At 36.7% G+C, this 17,702-nt stretch carries 18 protein-coding genes and 1 rRNA gene; 3 read left to right on the top strand and 16 right to left on the bottom strand.

The genetic code is table 11. The annotated features are described in order from the left end of the window. The 3 genes from FCI53_RS19145 to FCI53_RS19155 all read right to left on the bottom strand — a co-directional run. Window positions 1-90 (bottom strand): 16S ribosomal RNA (locus FCI53_RS19145); the annotation flags it as partial. Between the two features lie 747 nt (window positions 91-837). Then, window positions 838-1,683: a DegV family protein gene (locus tag FCI53_RS19150; RefSeq protein WP_138420609.1), complete on the bottom strand. Its 846-nt coding sequence runs from the start codon at window positions 1,681-1,683 to the stop codon at window positions 838-840. Window positions 1,684-1,955: 272 nt separating this feature from the next. After that, on the bottom strand, window positions 1,956-3,194 hold the full coding sequence (locus tag FCI53_RS19155) for a hemolysin family protein (RefSeq protein ID WP_138420610.1): 1,239 nt from the start codon (window positions 3,192-3,194) through the stop codon (window positions 1,956-1,958). Window positions 3,195-3,343: 149 nt separating this feature from the next. Between FCI53_RS19155 and FCI53_RS19160 the strand changes: the two genes are divergently transcribed. Further along, window positions 3,344-4,342 carry a TIGR00341 family protein gene (locus FCI53_RS19160; protein WP_138420611.1) on the top strand — a complete coding sequence of 333 codons (999 nt, stop codon included), beginning with the start codon at window positions 3,344-3,346 and terminating at the stop codon, window positions 4,340-4,342. A gap of 617 nt (window positions 4,343-4,959) precedes the next feature. Here the strand turns inward: FCI53_RS19160 and FCI53_RS19165 are convergent. From FCI53_RS19165 to FCI53_RS19175, 4 genes are all read right to left on the bottom strand, one after another. After that, entirely contained in the window at window positions 4,960-6,774 is a 1,815-nt protein-coding gene (locus tag FCI53_RS19165) for a bifunctional diguanylate cyclase/phosphohydrolase (RefSeq protein ID WP_138420612.1), read from the bottom strand. Between the two features lie 59 nt (window positions 6,775-6,833). Next, window positions 6,834-6,965 carry a hypothetical protein gene (locus tag FCI53_RS22095; RefSeq protein ID WP_281279567.1) on the bottom strand — a complete coding sequence of 44 codons (132 nt, stop codon included), beginning with the start codon at window positions 6,963-6,965 and terminating at the stop codon, window positions 6,834-6,836. After that, a complete protein-coding gene (locus FCI53_RS19170; RefSeq protein ID WP_138420613.1) occupies window positions 6,962-7,564 on the bottom strand; it encodes a DUF5317 domain-containing protein in 603 nt (200 codons plus the stop codon). Before FCI53_RS19170 ends, FCI53_RS22095 begins: the two co-directional genes overlap by 4 nt. A 228-nt stretch (window positions 7,565-7,792) precedes the next feature. Beyond that, window positions 7,793-9,094 carry an ATP-binding protein gene (locus FCI53_RS19175; RefSeq protein WP_171038247.1) on the bottom strand — a complete coding sequence of 434 codons (1,302 nt, stop codon included), beginning with the start codon at window positions 9,092-9,094 and terminating at the stop codon, window positions 7,793-7,795. 209 nt (window positions 9,095-9,303) lie between these two features. On the opposite strand from FCI53_RS19175, the gene FCI53_RS22100 reads away from it, so the two are divergent. Continuing rightward, window positions 9,304-9,438, top strand: coding sequence for a hypothetical protein (locus FCI53_RS22100; protein WP_281279568.1), 135 nt, complete (start codon window positions 9,304-9,306; stop codon window positions 9,436-9,438). A gap of 264 nt (window positions 9,439-9,702) precedes the next feature. On the opposite strand, the gene FCI53_RS19180 is transcribed toward FCI53_RS22100, so the two are convergent. From FCI53_RS19180 to FCI53_RS19210, 8 genes are all read right to left on the bottom strand, one after another. After that, window positions 9,703-9,903 (bottom strand): cold-shock protein, encoded by a 201-nt coding sequence (locus FCI53_RS19180; RefSeq protein WP_138420615.1) that lies wholly within the window; start codon window positions 9,901-9,903, stop codon window positions 9,703-9,705. A 123-nt stretch (window positions 9,904-10,026) separates the two neighbouring features. Continuing rightward, on the bottom strand, window positions 10,027-10,581 hold the full coding sequence (locus tag FCI53_RS19185; RefSeq protein ID WP_138420616.1) for a GNAT family N-acetyltransferase: 555 nt from the start codon (window positions 10,579-10,581) through the stop codon (window positions 10,027-10,029). Between the two features lie 257 nt (window positions 10,582-10,838). Continuing rightward, window positions 10,839-12,251 carry a SpoVR family protein gene (locus FCI53_RS19190; protein WP_138420617.1) on the bottom strand — a complete coding sequence of 471 codons (1,413 nt, stop codon included), beginning with the start codon at window positions 12,249-12,251 and terminating at the stop codon, window positions 10,839-10,841. A 132-nt stretch (window positions 12,252-12,383) separates the two neighbouring features. After that, the gene (locus tag FCI53_RS19195; RefSeq protein WP_138420618.1) at window positions 12,384-12,758 is read right to left on the bottom strand and encodes a rhodanese-like domain-containing protein; all 375 of its coding nucleotides are present in this window, start codon (window positions 12,756-12,758) and stop codon (window positions 12,384-12,386) included. A 79-nt stretch (window positions 12,759-12,837) separates the two neighbouring features. Further along, on the bottom strand, window positions 12,838-12,996 hold the full coding sequence (locus FCI53_RS21605; RefSeq protein WP_171038248.1) for a hypothetical protein: 159 nt from the start codon (window positions 12,994-12,996) through the stop codon (window positions 12,838-12,840). Between the two features lie 128 nt (window positions 12,997-13,124). Further along, entirely contained in the window at window positions 13,125-14,495 is a 1,371-nt protein-coding gene (locus FCI53_RS19200) for a dipeptidase (protein ID WP_138420619.1), read from the bottom strand. An 85-nt stretch (window positions 14,496-14,580) separates the two neighbouring features. Next, window positions 14,581-15,054: an S-ribosylhomocysteine lyase gene (locus tag FCI53_RS19205; RefSeq protein ID WP_138420620.1), complete on the bottom strand. Its 474-nt coding sequence runs from the start codon at window positions 15,052-15,054 to the stop codon at window positions 14,581-14,583. A 189-nt stretch (window positions 15,055-15,243) separates the two neighbouring features. Then, entirely contained in the window at window positions 15,244-16,032 is a 789-nt protein-coding gene (locus FCI53_RS19210; protein WP_138420621.1) for a YhcN/YlaJ family sporulation lipoprotein, read from the bottom strand. 246 nt (window positions 16,033-16,278) lie between these two features. Here FCI53_RS19210 and FCI53_RS19215 point away from each other — a divergent pair, with 246 nt between their 5' ends. Continuing rightward, window positions 16,279-16,515, top strand: a complete 237-nt coding sequence (locus FCI53_RS19215) for a YhdB family protein (RefSeq protein ID WP_138420622.1) — start codon at window positions 16,279-16,281, stop codon at window positions 16,513-16,515. 197 nt (window positions 16,516-16,712) lie between these two features. Here the strand turns inward: FCI53_RS19215 and FCI53_RS19220 are convergent, their stop codons facing one another. Further along, window positions 16,713-17,549, bottom strand: coding sequence for a S1C family serine protease (locus FCI53_RS19220; RefSeq protein WP_138420623.1), 837 nt, complete (start codon window positions 17,547-17,549; stop codon window positions 16,713-16,715). Window positions 17,550-17,702: the final 153 nt, after the last annotated feature.

Genomic DNA, 17,702 nt, shown 5'->3' on the forward strand with positions numbered 1-17,702 from the left:
AAGGGTGATTGCTTGCTTCCCGCGCTCGACTTGCATGTATTAGGCACGCCGCCAGCGTTCGTCCTGAGCCAAGATCAAACTCTCCATAATAGAAAGAGTGTCTTTCACTCATACAAAAACTAGCTTTCAAAAAATTGATTCAAGGTTAATCGTTTCAAACGAATGAAACGTCTTACCTAATCTGTTTCATACTGGTTGTTTTGTTCAGTTTTCAAAGATCAAAAGTTAGTGTTATTTTTTAGCGACAATAAACATTGTATCATGTTGTTGTTTGTTTGTCAATAACTTTCTTAATTCAACATTTATTTTTTTCTTGTCGTTTGAAGCGACTCTAATAATATACCATGTTACGAAACTTAAAGTCAACAACTTTTTTTGAAGTTGTTCGCTGTGTTCGTCTCTCTTGATGAGAGATTTATAATATACCACGGATCATTACTATATACAATAGCAATCTTCAACCCAATTTTTTCCTATTGTATCATAAAGTGAAACTTCAATCAGTGAGGGGGCTTTTTTCCTGGACTAATTGCTAGTTGAACACAATTAGACATTTACTGACAGCTGCCTCACTATGCTTCTTAGGTTTTACCTCGTTGATTGAAATGGGGTCCTATTGCCAGTTACATGCGGGATAAAGCAAAACTTCACTCAGTGAGGGTTTTTGCTCTTCCCCCAACTGAGTGTTAGTACCACAAGGCGTGACCCGCAGACCCTTGAACCAATCGGGGGGATTACGAAAGTTTACTCCCACTTAAACATCTCCGTTACATATGAAGTTGGAGTCATACAGACGGTTGCACCGAGATAAAGCAGAGCAACTTAAATAGTTTTTCATCAACCGGAACGTAACCACGCCACACTCATAGTCCCAAAGCCAGTGTGCACCCCAGCTACTGGAACTAGCGTCTCTATTTTGATTTTCAAATCATCATGTACCTTTTCTAATTCTTCTTTCCATTTAACTGCTTGTTCTTTTACACCAGCATGTAAAATACACAATTCATTTAACTGATGGTTTTCGATTGCTTCATCAATTAAATGAAATAATCTTCTCTTCGCTCGTTTCTTCATTCTTACTTTCTCTTTAACAACAACTTTTCCATTGTCAAAGCCAAGTAATAAGTTAATATGCATCAAACTTGCAAATACAGACTGAGTTGTACTTACCCTTCCACTCTTCTTCAATTGTTCTAAGTTTTCAGGTAGCAAAAACATTTCTGCCAAATTTGGATAGGTTTTAACCGTTTCTACAATTTGTTCATAACTTTTACCAGCTTGTTCAAGTTCGATACCATTCGTTATCATTTTACCTAAAGGATATGCTCCTATTTTTGAATCGATCACTTCAACAGGAAAACCAACCATTTCTGAAGCTGATAAGGAACTTTGATAAGTCCCTGTTAATTCACTTGAGGCATGAATGGCGATTCCACAATCGTACTCTTCTTTTAACTGTTCATATAAGGTAATAAAATCTCCATAGGCCGGTTGGCTTGTTTTCGCTCCATTACCATAGTCTTTTAATAAGGTGTAAAATTCTTCTTTACTAATATCGATATCATCTTTATACGATTTTCCATTAACAATCACACTTAAAGGTAGCACATGAATATTATGCTTTCTAATAAAGTCATTAGATAGTCCACAGGTACTGTCTGTAATCCATGCAATCTTTTTCATTCTATTTCCCCTTCACCAATGTAAAATTAATATTATCTATAATGAAACTAACCATAGCTTAGTTTGTTAATGATAAAAAGTGACAAATGTCATTAGTGGTTTAAATTAATAGAAAAAACGTTGCTCTCTTCATTCTTTAGTCACATTTTAAAACAATCGAAAAGCGAATCATTGCACTTTAGGAAGGTAGGATTGTAATTTGTGAATATTCCTCCTACACTCCTGAAGTAGAAGACATTCTCCTATTCAAGCACATCTTCTACGATGAAAGACTAATTACTTTGATTAATACGCTTCGTAATTTTGACTTGCGTAATTTTATTCTCATCCATTTCCAATACTTCAAAACGTAAATGATGAAATTCTAACTGCTCCCCTTTTGTAGGGATATGACCAAATTCTTTATATAAAAAACCTGCCAAAATATCTTCTTCCTCAGGAATCTTCGTTTTAAATACTTCATTTAAACGGCGAATAACTAACTTTCCATGACAGATAATATGAGATTCCGTCAATTCGTCAATTAGGACATCCTCTTCTTCATCTGTCTCATCTTCAATTTCAAGCCCAATCATCGCTTCGATAATATCTTCATTCGTTATAATTCCGGTCGTTCCTCCGTACTCATCAATCACAATCGCCATATGTTTCTTTTCCTTTAGCATCATTTTAAACACTTTTTCAATCGAGATCGTTTCAGACACAAATAGTGGATCCAAATCAGTAAGTTGTTTTAATTCTTTTTTTGGATGAATTGACCACTCCAATAGTAGCTTTGAGTGAAATACCCCTACAATCTGATCCATACTTTCTTTATAGACTGGGTACCTAGTAAAGCTACTTGCAAGTACAATTTCCCGTGTATGTTCAAAACTAGCCCCAAAAGGTATACCCTGTATTTCAATTCTCGGTGTCTTTAATGCGTCGCGAACGTCTTTACTATAAAAATCAATTGCTCCTTTTATATGTTGTGTTTCTTCATCATGAAACGTCCCTTCCTGTAATGCAATATCAACCATTGTTTTTAGCTCTTCTTTGGAAACAGTCGCTTCTGTCACCTTTCCTTTTGACAATAACGAAATAATCACACCAGTAAATTTTAACAACACATAACTAATTGGTTTCAGAATCACAACTAAAATTCGGATCACTGGTGAAACTATGTAAGCAACTCGATCCGAAAATGTAGTCGCAATTGATTTAGGAACAACTTCAGCAAAAATGATTAACACTACAGTTAAAATTCCGGTTGCTAGTCCAACATTAAAACCATGCTCAATTGCAACAACTGTCACAAGCGTCGGCAGCATAATATTCGATATATTGTTACCAATTAAAATAGCTGTAATCAACTCATTCGGTTTGGAAATTAATTTTAACAAGCGCTTAGACGAAGGATCATCTTGTTCCGCTTTCGTTTGCACTTTCATCCGATTAACAGCAGTTAGTGCTGTCTCACTTCCAGATAAGAAAAAAGACACAAAAATAAAGAAGATAATTGCGATGAACACGTACCTTCCCTCCAAATGTAATAACGTATATATTCATTGTTTGCTCTTTTGTTCATTTTTATCACATGCCTTTCTTTTTAGATCGTAATCTTACATAAAAAAGTGTTATCTTATCCAAACTATATACGTATAAATGGGGGATAAATCATATGGAATTACAATTAATTGAAGTTTACTTACCAACAAGTGCGCTAACTTATTTCACAAATAAATTAGAGGAATTTTCGATCATTGAGCATTGGCATTCTAGTTATTCAGACAATTTTGAGCTCGTTAGAATTTTAGTCAAAAAAAATCAATCTGAAGAGATTTTAGATTTTCTAGAGGTTGACGCTGAATACAATGACAATTTGCATGCTTTACTCTATAACATCCACTCTTATATCCCAAGAGTTGAAGAGCAAGAACAAGTCGAAGAAAATCCACAAAAAAAGAAAGCGGAAATATTACGTGCTAGTAGGCATGAGTTATATTCCGTTGTGCATTCATCAAGTGAAATAAATTTAAGCTTTACATGGTTTTTGCTTCTTTCTTCTATTGTAGCAACTGCTGGTATTATGAAGAATAGTCCAGCAATAGTCATCGGGGCAATGGTGATTGCACCTTTAATCGGTCCATTTACGTCATTAGCGTTTGCTTCTGTATTAGGAGACTATAAATTAATGAGACAATCGGTGATCACTTCTCTCTATGGACTATTCGTCCCACTCATGGTTGCAGCCATTTTTGGATTTATTTTCGAACTTCCATTAGATAGTGATGAATTCGTCGCCCGAACAAAAATAGAAATAATGGACATTGCAGTAGCCTTAGCTGCAGGGGCTGCCGGAGCACTTTCTTTTATTAAGAGGAGCTCTGAAGCATTAGTAGGGGTTATGGTATCCGTTGCCTTGCTTCCACCAGGCGTTGTTTTTGGAATGATGTTAGGTTCTGGGGAGTGGGCAGAATCTATCACACCTTTTATATTGTTGTCTGTTAACATTACTTCCATCGTCTTATCCGCCATTCTCGTTTTTTGGTTCAGTGGCATTAAACCCGTCAACTGGCAAGAAATACAAGATGCACATGCATCTCGAAAATATTCACTTATTTTCGTTAGTACTATCATCATCATACTGGCAATTGTGATTTTCTTGAGTACATTTTAAACGAAAGGCTCTTTACGTAAGTTTTGGTGCGCAGTTACTCTATACTGCGCAGAAACTTTGCTTTCTTTCACTCTGATTGAAATGAGTGTTATACTATCGCTTCGGCAGCGATACATCGAACGAAGAAAATGGTTTTTTATTTTCGAGGAGTCTCCGCATTCTGCCTACGCTGGCGTAAATTTTCTGGTTAATGAAAAGTGTAAATACGTAATAATATCAATTTTAAAAATGCTACCTGACTTCAATGCACACTAAATAGCGGAGGAAATACACGAAGACTCCTTGAAAAGGGAAACCATTTTTTCTGCGTCCGATGTGAATTCACTGTAGCTTTCCTTGTCCTACGGGAGGAAAGGCCTAGGTGAGACCCCGCAGTGAGGGACGAGCGAGGACAAGGAAGGCTACGGCAGCGTTACATCGCACGCAGAAAATTGTTCTTTATTTTCAAGGAGGCTCATCAGCCGCCCGTGGAAAGCGGAGTGTATTTCCGCAGCGATATATTAGCACTCATTTTATAAAGGACAGTGGAGGTTAATGCGTATTATATAGCTTATATGTAACAACAATCTTTTAAAAAATAAAACAAAAAACAAGAAGCTTGCACCCCAGCTCCTTGTTTAAGAAATATTCGTGTCCTCATAAAGTAAGTATTTGTTTTCGATATACTGTTTAAATGGTTTAACATAGTCAGGATCAAACTGTGTGCCTGCACACAGTTCTAATTCGCATAAAGCCTCTTGATAGGATTTCGTTTTTTGGTATGGGCGTTCTGTCGTCATGGCATCAAAAGAATCAACAATACATAGAATTCGAGCTAACTTAGGGATCTCTTCCCCTTTCAACCCATGTGGATAACCTCTACCATCATAACGCTCGTGATGTAGTTCGACTAACGGAACTAATGGGGCAAGTTTTTTGTTAGCAGCAACAATATCTCTTCCCCAAATGACATGTTTTTTGATCATTTCCCATTCTTCTTTAGTTAATTTCTCTTTTTTATTGATTACGTGCCTCGGTACTTCAAGCTTTCCAATATCATGAATTAATGCACCTAATATAAATGTCTTTTTCTCGGAATCTTTTAAAGACAATAACTTACTAAACTCCACCGCATATTTATAAACCCTTTTACTATGACGGTATGTATAAATATCCTTCCCTAAAAATAATTGGAGCTGTTGTTCCAACTCTTCTATTTGTTGATCAAGATTAATGACATTAATTTCATCCCCAAAAATATGTGTATTGTTTTTCCCTTGAGATTTGGCATAATACATCGCTTGGTCGGCATGACTTAAAAATTCCGATAGACTAGTAATATCTTTTGAGTACCCCGCTATTCCTGCCGAAAACGATAAGCAGCCATAAGGTAGTAATTCTACTCCGTCAAAATACGTGTCATTCACCTGTTTACGAAAGCAATCGATAAATCTAGCCGCATCCTGTTCTGAAGTTTGGCGCATCAAGATCACAAACTCTTCCCCACCATAACGGGCTATCACATACTCTTTCTCCCTACATGTTTCTTCTAACATTTGACCAAAGAAAGTAAGTAAGCGATCTCCTTGTAGATGACCATGACTATCGTTGTATTTTTTGAAATCATCGATATCAATCATCGCTAAACTGACTACTTCATCCGTCTGTTTCACTTCATCTAATGTAGATTCCAGAATTTCTTTAAAATACCCGTGGTTGTTTAACCCAGTAAGATGGTCTTTATTCGCTTTGTTTGACACTTCTTGATATAACGTAAAATGATGCTTAAATGCGTAAGATAGCAGTACCGAAATGCTTGTAAAAAGAATCAGTCCAAAAAACGGAGCTGTTTGTAATAAAAAACTAAGGATAATCGATAATAAAAGCGTACTTAAATAACTTTCCACAACCCCTTCTGTCACACCTTTAAACGCATCTAACAACCGGATTCTCCTAGCTAAGAAAAAGAATAGACCAATCAGCAAAACATTAATGAAAAAATAACTTGTTAATGCACCGATATATGGCACGACATTCGTATGATCAATTTCACCGACTGTCCCACCTAATCCGATAAAAGCAAGATGCGAACCAACAATCATCACCGTGTAGGTCGAGAAATTTAACCATTGCGCCCACCACGCATCTCTTCGTGAGTAAATAAAGTATATGATATTGCTAAATAACAACACAGTCAGTGCTATTTTCACACCAAACACGAATACACAAGCTAAATAAATAGCTGAATCCATGGATAACGAATTACCTTCAGGTGGGAGTACTATTTGGTAATGAATTAAAACTAATGTAGCACCGATTAGCGCATACCCGAGCACCCAGTCCGATAAATTTCCAAATGAGTAAGCACCAAAGGTTACGTATAGAAAAATCCCAAGCAAGTACAAAATTGCTAAAAAACTATATAATTTATTAACCTGTAAATCTTTTGTCATGAACAATCACTCACTTATATATAAATATGAGGAAGAGTTATCCTCTCCCTCCATCAATTCTATAGCCCTCCTGTTCCAGTGATTTTAAAACCAGAGGTTAATCCAGCAATTAAAGAGCCTATAATCAATGCATTTAGTAATAGTCCAGTAACTTTTATTCCCATGGCCCCTCGCTTTGGTTGTTGTTTCATTTTATCACCTCCGTTTCTTGTGCTTGTACATTAGTTGTTATGTCTCCTTGTTGTTGTGCTTTTTTATGAATCATTCTATCTTGGATAAATAGAAAGATACCGATATTCATAATCACATCGCCAATACTGATCACTTGAGATTTTGGGTACGGAGAAGTGATTGGAATAATATCACCTAAAAAAGGTAATCGCGTTGATTCAGTTAACATGGCATGCTTTCCATATAAACCTTCTTTCATTGCCTCTATATACAACGGATCTAATATAACGGATGCTTCTTCTGAAACTGGCATTCTTCCTCCATTGATGAACATAACTAAGAAATTCAGAAATACACCGATAAACACCATATTGAATCCTTTTAGGTGTCGATTCATCCACAAAAAAAATAAGCCTAACAAGTAAATGAAGATGTACATATAATTACTAAGAACTGCAATAAGTCCACTTTCGTTTTGATAATAAAAAAAAGTCAATTGCAAAAATAGCAAAATAGGAAAAACCCACCCAAATGAAAAGATAGGATACATAAAACCTTTCAAGCTTCCTTTGCGTAAAAAACCGACAACAAGCGATATAACAATACCATCCAATACCATTTTTTTCTCCTTAAACGACACAAGTAATTAGATTATGACAAATATTCCGAAAATTAATTATAATGATAAGTGAAAACAAGGAAAAGGTCAACTTATCACCCTTTTACCCTGTGCAAACAGAAGGTGAAAGCCTTTATTTTATGCAATAAGTCAGGCAATTGTGGGTGATTCCTTTCAGTCACCACCCTTAAGCAGGACATACTTTCACCATCTCCCAGTCGAAGATGGCTATGTTTGGTCAGCTAATGGAAGGGTAATAGTGAATACAGTCCCTCTACCTTCTTCACTGTCGATCTGTATCGTACCATGATGACTTTTAATAATATTAAAACAAACGAGTAAACCCAAACCATTTCCTTTTTCTTTTGTCGTAAAAAATGGTTCACCTATTTTCGGCAATAGTGTTTGTGGAATACCTGGCCCTTGATCGGCAATAGAAATAACCGCCTCACCTTGTTCAATACTTGCTTCAATAATAATTTCCCCTTGATCCATTACTTCAATTGCATTTTTCACCATGTTTATTAACACTTGTTTAATCTTCGTATCTTCGCATTCAATAAGAATTTCTTCATTATAAAATACTGTTTCAAGCGTAATTGCTTTCATAACAGCTTGAGAATCAAGCAATAATTTCACACTTTTGATAATCTCTATCAAATCATGTTTAGTGCGACTTTCTGAATGTGGTTTTGCCAATAATAGCAATTCACTCGTTATTTGTTCAATACGGGATAATTCGTCTTCGATTACTTGAAAATACTTTTCATTACTTTTATGCTCCTTAATCAATTGAAAAAAGCCTTTAATCGTTGTTAAGGGGTTACGAATTTCATGACAAATACCAGCAGCGAACTGCCCGGCAAATGATAATTGTTCCGACCGAATCAATGCATCCTCTTCCATTTTTTCATGGTTCATTTGTTCGATAATTGAGGGGGATGTAATGGTTGCATCTTTATGATATAAAGAGGAAGGGACAATAAATTCATCAGTCATGAAATAATTATGTTTCTTTAATAAATCAGCTAATGTTGCCGCAGATGTCGTATGTCCATCATAGGCACAAACGGAAACAGCTTGTGATTGATGATGGAACAATTGGTCACATCGTGCTTCATACTCCATAATAGTTGAAACCTCAGGAATATCGACCTTTCCCCAAATACGAAAGGCTTTATCCTCCTTAAAATAGGAATCAATCATGGTCTCAAAATGATCCATTAACTCCTCTTTTCCATAGTTCTTATGGAAATTATGAATAACATCTATATCCACAAAATGTATAGCAGCCAACTGATTAGTTGAAACTCCATCAAGTTGAAGCTGTCGTTTCACCTTGCGAAGTTGCTCCCTGTATTCAAAGAATAGAACAGGTTGTTGATACATTAAACCTTCCGCAATAAAATTAGTCGCATTTTGTATATATTTTTCCGAATCATTATAGGTATATATAATGTGCCCTCCATTTGAAAGGCAATGATGCTTCATACTTTCTTGATTCATTGTTTCATTTGAAGACATAACCATCATCTTTATCCTTTCTGAAGCAAAATTTTCAATACCTGAAAATACATGTTAATTATAGCAATATTCACCAGTTTTATAAACAATTTCTTCCAATTTCCTCATACAATTAGCTAATTTTTCTCATATAGGAGGAAATTTCGACCCATTATACTCAGCATAATTCTCATTTGCTGGTGAACAATAAACTTGTAAGAAAGGTGGTAATAAATATGAACAAAAAAACGTTCCAACCTAAAGATACAGGAAAATTAACAAATGTCCATTACGGGACAAAAAAAGATGATCGACAAGAAACAGCAATGACTGAAGAAGGCACAAAAAACATGAAGCAATTTAAAAAATAAAGTGAAACGGTGGTTTTTGCCCTACCCCTACTGAGTGTTAGTTGAACGAATCGGGGTGTTAGCATCCGTCCCCCCCACTTAAACATCTTCAGTTTTCCTTCATGTTTAGAAGTGGGAGTCTTACGGACGGTTGCACCGAGATAAAAGTATGGGTCTTACTGACAGTTACATGCGGATAAACAAACGAAAAAAGGCGAGCTAATTAGCTCGCCTTTTTTTATAGAAAGTTAATCAGACTCCTATGGAATCTGTTTGGTTTCGATTTTAAACTTTAGCTACATTCGTTGCTTGTGGCCCTCGTTGACCTTCTTCAATATCAAAGGTTACATTTTGACCTTCCTCTAAAGTCTTAAAACCTTCCTCTTGAATCGCTGAAAAGTGAACGAATACATCGTCCCCATCTTCGCGTTCAATAAATCCAAATCCTTTCTCACTGTTAAACCATTTTACTTTTCCTTGTTCCATCTTTGTTGCCTCCTAGCATGTTCCAATACATGTTTCTATTTGATCTTGCATTTTTATTATTACCGTTTTTAAAATTTTTACACGTAATTTTTAACAAAAATTTTTAAAATCATTAAAATAACTTCATTTGTTGTGTGTATCTCGTCGCTCCTCTTTTAATTTTCCATACACAACGTGATCGACAAAATGATCATATAACCATTCTGCTTGTCGTATACATCCTTCTTTCTTAAAATCCAATCTTTCTGGAATACTTCTACTTTTGCTGTTTCCTGCTGCCGCTCTTATTTCAACTTTGTTCATACGGATTACCTCAAAAGCATATGTTGTTAGCGCCTGAGCTACCTTCGTCATAATACCCCTGCCTTGATATTCTTTTCCTAACCAATAACCAATTTGTACTGTTTTATTAGACCAGTTAATCTCATTAAAACCTGCAACACCAACAATTGTTTCTTCAACTAAGATAACTGTTGTTAAACTTGTCTGTGCAGCATACCCTTTTAAGCATCCCTCAATGTACGACCTTGTATCCGAAAGTTGTTTCGTATTGTCTACCCATGACAACCATTCTCGAAGGTAATCTCGAAATTGATTCGTTAGGGCAAAAATACTTTCTGCATCCGAGTGGTCGATCAGTTTTAAAGCAACTTCATCATCAATTTTATGTAAAAACACCGCAATCCCTCCCTGTCATATTAAAACTAGTCTACCATAAAGTAAAAACCCAATCAGTGGGGGTTTTTGTCCTTCCCCACTAATTGTTAGTTGAACGAATCGGGGTGTTAGCGTCCGTTCACACCCACTTACACATTCTCCGTTTTATTTCATGTTTTAAAGCGGGAGTCACACGACGGTTGCTCCGAGATACATTCTTTCCTTTATGTAAAACAAAAAACCAAACCGCATCAGCGATTTGGCCTTGGCAAACACTACTATAAATACTTTTTCTTTACGTCATTTCCATCATAAGTGAACAACACATCTTTATCCTCTACAACGGTTTCCATATGAACAGTTCTTCCCCAAAGTTGATGGATATATGGCAACGTTTTTTCCAAATAAGTGAGATCCAATTCCACATCTTCATAATGATGTTTTAAATACAATTCCCCGTTATGATAAAAGTCACCATTTTGAACCGTGATGTAAGGGAATCCACCATTGAGTCGCATCGTGATCAACTGGTCCCTTACATTTTCCCAATTCTTATCACTAATTTTGTACTCATTTCCTTCTTTTTGAAACAAATACATATCTTCTCGATCAACAAAATCTTTCGTTAGATAGTTTCGAATAAACGAAATGTCTGATTCAATCTCACGCACTTCAAAAATCTTTTCTCTGCCTGATCCTGGTTCAACCCCAAACTTACGCATCTCTTCGGTAGGATTATTATAACGTTCTTCAATATCTTCAAACATTTTCACGCCAAGATAATAAGGGTTTATTTGTGTTTTGGACGGCTGAACTACTCCTGCGTTAAGGGTTGCAAATTCGATCGCTTCATCACTTGTAAGATCCATTTCCCGTAAAATCCGTTGATGCCAATAAGAGGCCCAACCTTCGTTCATAATTTTAGTTTCTAATTGTGGCCAAAAGTATAACATTTCCTCACGCATCATCGTTAAAATATCACGCTGCCAATCTTCAAGATTCCGACTGTATTCTTCGATAAATAAGAGTAAATCTTTTTCTGGTTTTGGGGGGAATGATTTCTTTTTCTTCCTTGGACGTTTTAGGTTGGACTTATCTTGATCCAAGTTCCATAAATCATCATATGGGGTTGTCACAGTAGGAGGCTCTTCGTTCAATTCTTCTTCCATTTCCCAATCCAGCTTGGGCTTCAGCAATGCTGGATCGATATGTTCTTGAATTGCTAGTACCGCATCTAAAAAGGACTCCACTTCCTCAATTCCATATATTTTTTCATAGGCAGCAATTCTTTCTGCAGTTGCCGACATACTCTCCACCATATCGCGATTGGTATTTTGGAATCGAACATTATTTTTAAAAAAGTCACAGTGTGCTAACACATGGGCAACAATTAACTTGTTTTGGATCAAACTATTAGAATTTAACAAAAACGCATAACATGGATTCGAGTTAATGACTAGTTCATAAATCTTGCTCAACCCTAGATCGTATTGAAGCTTCATCTTATGAAACTGCTTCCCAAAACTCCAATGCGAGAACCTTGATGGCATCCCATAGGCACCAAACGTGTAAATGATTTCCGGTGGACAAATTTCATAACGCATTGGATAAAAATCTAAGCCAAACCCTTCTGCAATTTCCGTTATTTCCTCAATTGCCCTCTGAAGATTTTTTTGATCCGTTTGTTTCAAAAACGATCTCCCCTTTTGGTGTATTACCAATACTATATGAAATACTAGTCCGAATGATGAAGAAAGTTATCCTGTTTTTTAATTCTTTTTCCAAACAAAAAATCCACACTTGTACGGGTGTGGATTTTCAAACTACTTATTACGACATCCGCATTCTGACAGGGTATAACCAACAACATTGTAGCCTTTCTGGTTCAAAAAGCGTGCACCAATGTTTTTTTCCACGCGGTCTGCTGCAATAATATGAATAGCTTGTTGTTTTGGTAGTTCACGGTAGTGTCGTTTCAAATAGGCAACAGGCATTACCACCGATCCCTTTAGTTCACTTCGATCTGCTGTCACATAATCTCGAAGGTCCACCGTGACATTCGAGTCGTTTGATTGATTTGCTTGATCAATGCACGGTACTCCATAAACAGGAAAATACCTCGTATAGGAAAAGTAAAAAACAAGTATAAAACCAAGTAAAATGATTGGAATGATGGTAATTACCCCCTTATTAAACATAGTTCATATGATAAGCAAAATACATCATAGAACCTTAACAACAATTTGTCAACTCCTTTGTTTAATAAGGGGGATTCATTTATTCTATTTCTCTTCCGGTTGCACCTACATTTTTATCGGTATTGCCTCGTTGGTTCGTTTTAGGGTCGATATTCCTTCCTCTTTTGCCATTACCTAGATAAGTTGTTTTTTCCTTCTTTTGGTACTCTACAAAGCGGTCGAAGTCTTGATTGATCATAGCTACGCCTCCTCGTTTATAGAGTACCCATTGGCTTGTATTTTAATTTATTCCAGGTGAATCTGCCGTGACAACTTTCCGATGCCATAAGAAAACACGTGAATTCTATACGAATTCACGTGTTTTTCTTATTTGTTATTCGCTACTTCTTCCCAGTAGTGGACAATCGTTTCCATCCCTTTATCAAAGTTTTCTAATGGAAAACTTTCATTTGGAGAATGCAAGCGGTCTTCTGGAGTACCAAATCCTAATAATACAACTGGAATGTTGTATATTGAATCAATCGACTCCACAACTGGAATCGAACCACCCATTCGTACATAAACGGCTTCTTTACCAAATGCCTTTTCTAAACTAGCAGCCGCTTTGGTGATTAACGGATTATTGGGATCCACTTTATATGCTTTGGCAGATAAAGCCTCACGTGTAATGTCGATTGTGACACCAGCTGGTAAGTTTTTTTCTAAATGATCGACCAATAAATCTTGAATATGATCTGGATCTTGTCCTGGTACAAGACGGCACGTTAATTTAGCGGTTGCCGATGACGGAATGATCGTTTTCGTTCCTTCGCCTTGATAACCACCGAAAAGACCATTAATCTCCATAGTCGGCCGTGCCATCGTATGTTCTTTGGCAGTAAAACCTTGTTCAGAAACCGTTTCCTTCACTCCTGTAGTCTTCGTATAATCTTCTCCTGGTGCATCTTTCATTAATTGTCGCTCGCTGTCAGTTAATTCCTCCACATTGTCATAAAAACCTTCTACTTTCACCACTTCATTCACATCTTTTAACGATGCCAGTAAATGCGACATAGCCATTGCAGGGTTCCTTACCGCACCACCGTAAATTCCTGAGTGTAAATCACTGGAAGGTCCGTTAACAGTGAATTCAAGCCCAGTAAATCCTTTTAAACCATACACAATGGAGGGTTGACCTGTATCGACCATACCTGAATCGGAAATAACTGCAAAATCAGCATTAAATTGCTCTTTTTGTTTTTCTAGAATCTCATATAAATTTTCACTACCTATTTCTTCTTCCCCTTCAATACAAACTTTCACATTAATCGGTAGCTTGCCATTTGTTTTCATATATGCTTCAAATACTGCCAAATGCATGAAGACTTGTCCTTTATCATCACTGGCACCACGCGCATACAGTCTTCCATCGCGGATTTCCGGTTGGAATGGCTCACTTTCCCATAGTTCTAACGGATCTGCTGGTTGAACATCATAGTGACCATAAAATAATACCGTTGGTGCTTGTTCGCCTGCACCATTCCACTCACCATACACAAGTGGATGCCCTTTTGTTTGTTGCACATCTACTTGATCAAAACCAATTTCTTTTAAATAGTTAGCTACAAAATGAGCAGCTTTCTCGACATCTTGTTTATGTACACTGTCCGTACTGACACTTGGAATCGACAGAAATTCATTTAATTTGTTTAGTTGTTGTTCTCGATTTTCTTTTAAATAATTTAGAACTGCATCCATGTTATTTACACTTCCTCATCTTTCAAAATATGTAATAAAATCAAGCAGAAGATTTACACAATCTTCTGCTTAAGCAATGTATTCCTTATGCTTCATCCGCGAAAACAATATGCCACTCGTCTTGTTTATCAAGCATACGTTTGGCGATGTCTTTTGCACCTTCTAGGCTATGATTCGCTGCCCAGCCACATTGTACTTCATTACATGCTGGAACTTCATCTGCTTCCAATACATCTTGTAATGTTTTGGAAAGTGCCTCTACAATATCATCAAAGCTATCATTATTAAGTATTGCCAAATAAAAGCCTGTTTGACAACCCATTGGGCCGATATCCAACACATTATCAATATGATTGCGAATATTTTCAGCCATTAAATGCTCAATCGAATGCAAACCAGGCATATCCATGTGGTCTTTATTCGGTTGGCAAAAACGGATATCATATTTATAAACTTTATCACCGCTTTGACCTGTTGTTACACCGACAAGACGAATGTATGGTGCTTTTACTTTTGTATGATCAAGATTAAAACTTTCTACGTTCATTTTTTCAGCCATTGACTTCCACTCCCTAGCACATTTGCACTAATCATAACATCAAAATGTCTGTCACCTCAAGTTTAACAAGAGGAAGCTTTTGTACTGGTCTTACTGCGTTTCATGGGGAATATAACGAAAACGGTGCTGTATGTACAGCACCGTTTCTCAATTAGCTCTAATGCAATGAACGTAATTGTTCCACTACAGTTATCGTGCAGTTGGGAATACACGTTGAATCATTTCACCAAACTCTTCGAAGAAACCTTCAACCGGCTCTCCATTGTTCATATCATCGACATATCTGTTTGTTAAATTAACGAAATCAGGGTTTGTCGATACATAAACATTGTCGATATCATTGTCGACTGATTGGACAACACGACTAATTTGTTGTTCAACTTTCTCACTTACATTATCACCATTGTTACCGTTACGTCTTTGATCATTGTCTGTATTGTTGTCACGGTCTAACTCAACAGCTACATATGCATTGTTATCAGTTGTTAACACATATGCTTCTTCTACTTCATTTACTTTATTTGCAATACGATCAGCCGCTTGATCTGCTACTTCAAAGCGGTTTTGATCGTTATCTCGATCATTGTTGTCATTGTTGGCTAGGTTTCGATTATTAAATTCATTGTTACGGGCAATTTCATTATTACGATCAACATAGTCATTATCGTTATTTCGACGATAATTGACACCTTGGTTATTCATGTTATTGCGATCGTTTACCCCATAACTATCACTACGATACCTTGGATCTAGGTTGTTACTAAACATCCCTCGGTACTCTTGATTATTCCCATCAAACCTTGGATAAGTGTAATTCCCTGTATTACCAGTTGGACTTGGGTAATCACTGGTGTTATTAAACCTTGTTTGCTGCACCCCGTTATCTACCCCAGGTTGTCCAACATCTTGTCCATTGTTACCACATGCAGTAAGTGTAAATGAAGCAACTAAAGTTAAACCAACGGCTTTCCAATTCATTGGTGATACCTCCTTTTCAAGAGTTAACTTTAGTATGCATCCAATGTAATTCGCTATACTTTATTCAAAACAAGCAATGTATGGATGGAATAGGATGAATTTGTTAACTACAGTTCATGCATAACATATCGAAGGTTAAGAACACTTTATAAGTACAGGGCATATGTTTATTAAAGGAAAAAACTATACAATTGTCTTGTACATGGGGTTTCCTACTAGACCCTTTAAGAAAGGGGAGTTTCTTTCATGTATATCCCTGATTATGATAAAGCGTTATACTATACACTATGGGGACAATGGGATGACTTACTTGTCCTGATGGTTCGGACCAATGACGATATCCTTTCTAAAAAAATTGAGGTTTTCTTGCATGCCTTCCACTATCAACGTAGTGAAGAGCAAGTCATGAGAAGCCATGAAGAACTTCTTCAATATATTGACCATGCCATGGGACATACTCCGGCAGCGATTATGGAAGTATAAAATAAGGCTGGTTGCTTTAATGAAGCAACCAGCCTTATTCGTTTCTTCATTTATACGCTAAACTTTACAACCATTTACTAACACCATTATCTAAGCAGGTTCATTATTCCGCTAGTCGCTCGCTCATGCATATTTGACCTTCATTTCAACCAATGGTTATCATGAACAACATAGATCTTCTTAAAACAACCCAATAACTAGCTAGCGTTTGGATTTTGATCTCTCTTTTCTTGAAAATAATCGATCGGAACAGCTAAACCAACTCGGCCATATTGCTGATGGCGTAAAGTAGCAAAAACAACCCCAATCACTTCCCCGTTTTGGTCTATGACAGGACTTCCACTGTTACCACGGTAAATCGGAGCTTGTAACATCATGACTGGTTGCTCCCAATCTTTAAGGTCCGTATACCCGATCACCGTTCCTTCATTGGCAATCCCATTAAACCGTAATGGATTACCAATAAATCGAATGGGATCATCCTTTTCGAATGCCGTTTCATCGGCTAGCTCTAAATAAGGAAAGTCTTCCCCATCCACTTTCAATACAGCAAGATCGACTTCAGGGAAACTAGCTTCCACTTCCGCTTGAAAAAGTCCTTGTTCGGGATAGGCAACCGCCAACTGTCGTTTATCCTCAATAACGTGATGATTAGTAATAATATATCCATCAGAAGTTATCGAAAAACCAGTCCCTTTGCTATTTTCCGATTCAATCACCACAACAGATTCCTGATACTCATCAATGGTTGGATCTGTTGATAACTTCGCTGATGTAATTAAGAAATCAATCGCCGGAATCGAATAGGTCTGAGGGATAACTGCGATCACATTGATGCCCATCGCCAGCGCAATCACCCAAAAAATCCATTTCGGAAAAGGACGTTTTGGTTTATTTCCCTCATCCTTGTCTTTTTGATAAGCTTTTTGGCGCTCTTCTTTTAAAATTTCAATTAATTCTTCATCTTCAATTTCTTCGTATAAATCTTCGTCAATAATATCTTGGTGATCGGTATCATTATCTGATTTTCTCATCGTTTCACCTCATCCCTATTATACATCAATTACGGCATTCATCACCCAATACAAATAATTTTTAAACTTTTGCGAAAAATGAAAATTTTCGTTATCTTAAGTTTATCCTTTAATAAAATGACATTTCAACTTAGTGGGGGTTATTCTTCATCA

It is taken from the genome of Aquibacillus sediminis, from assembly GCF_005870085.1.
Classification (GTDB): Bacteria; Bacillota; Bacilli; order Bacillales; family Amphibacillaceae; genus Aquibacillus_E; species Aquibacillus_E sediminis.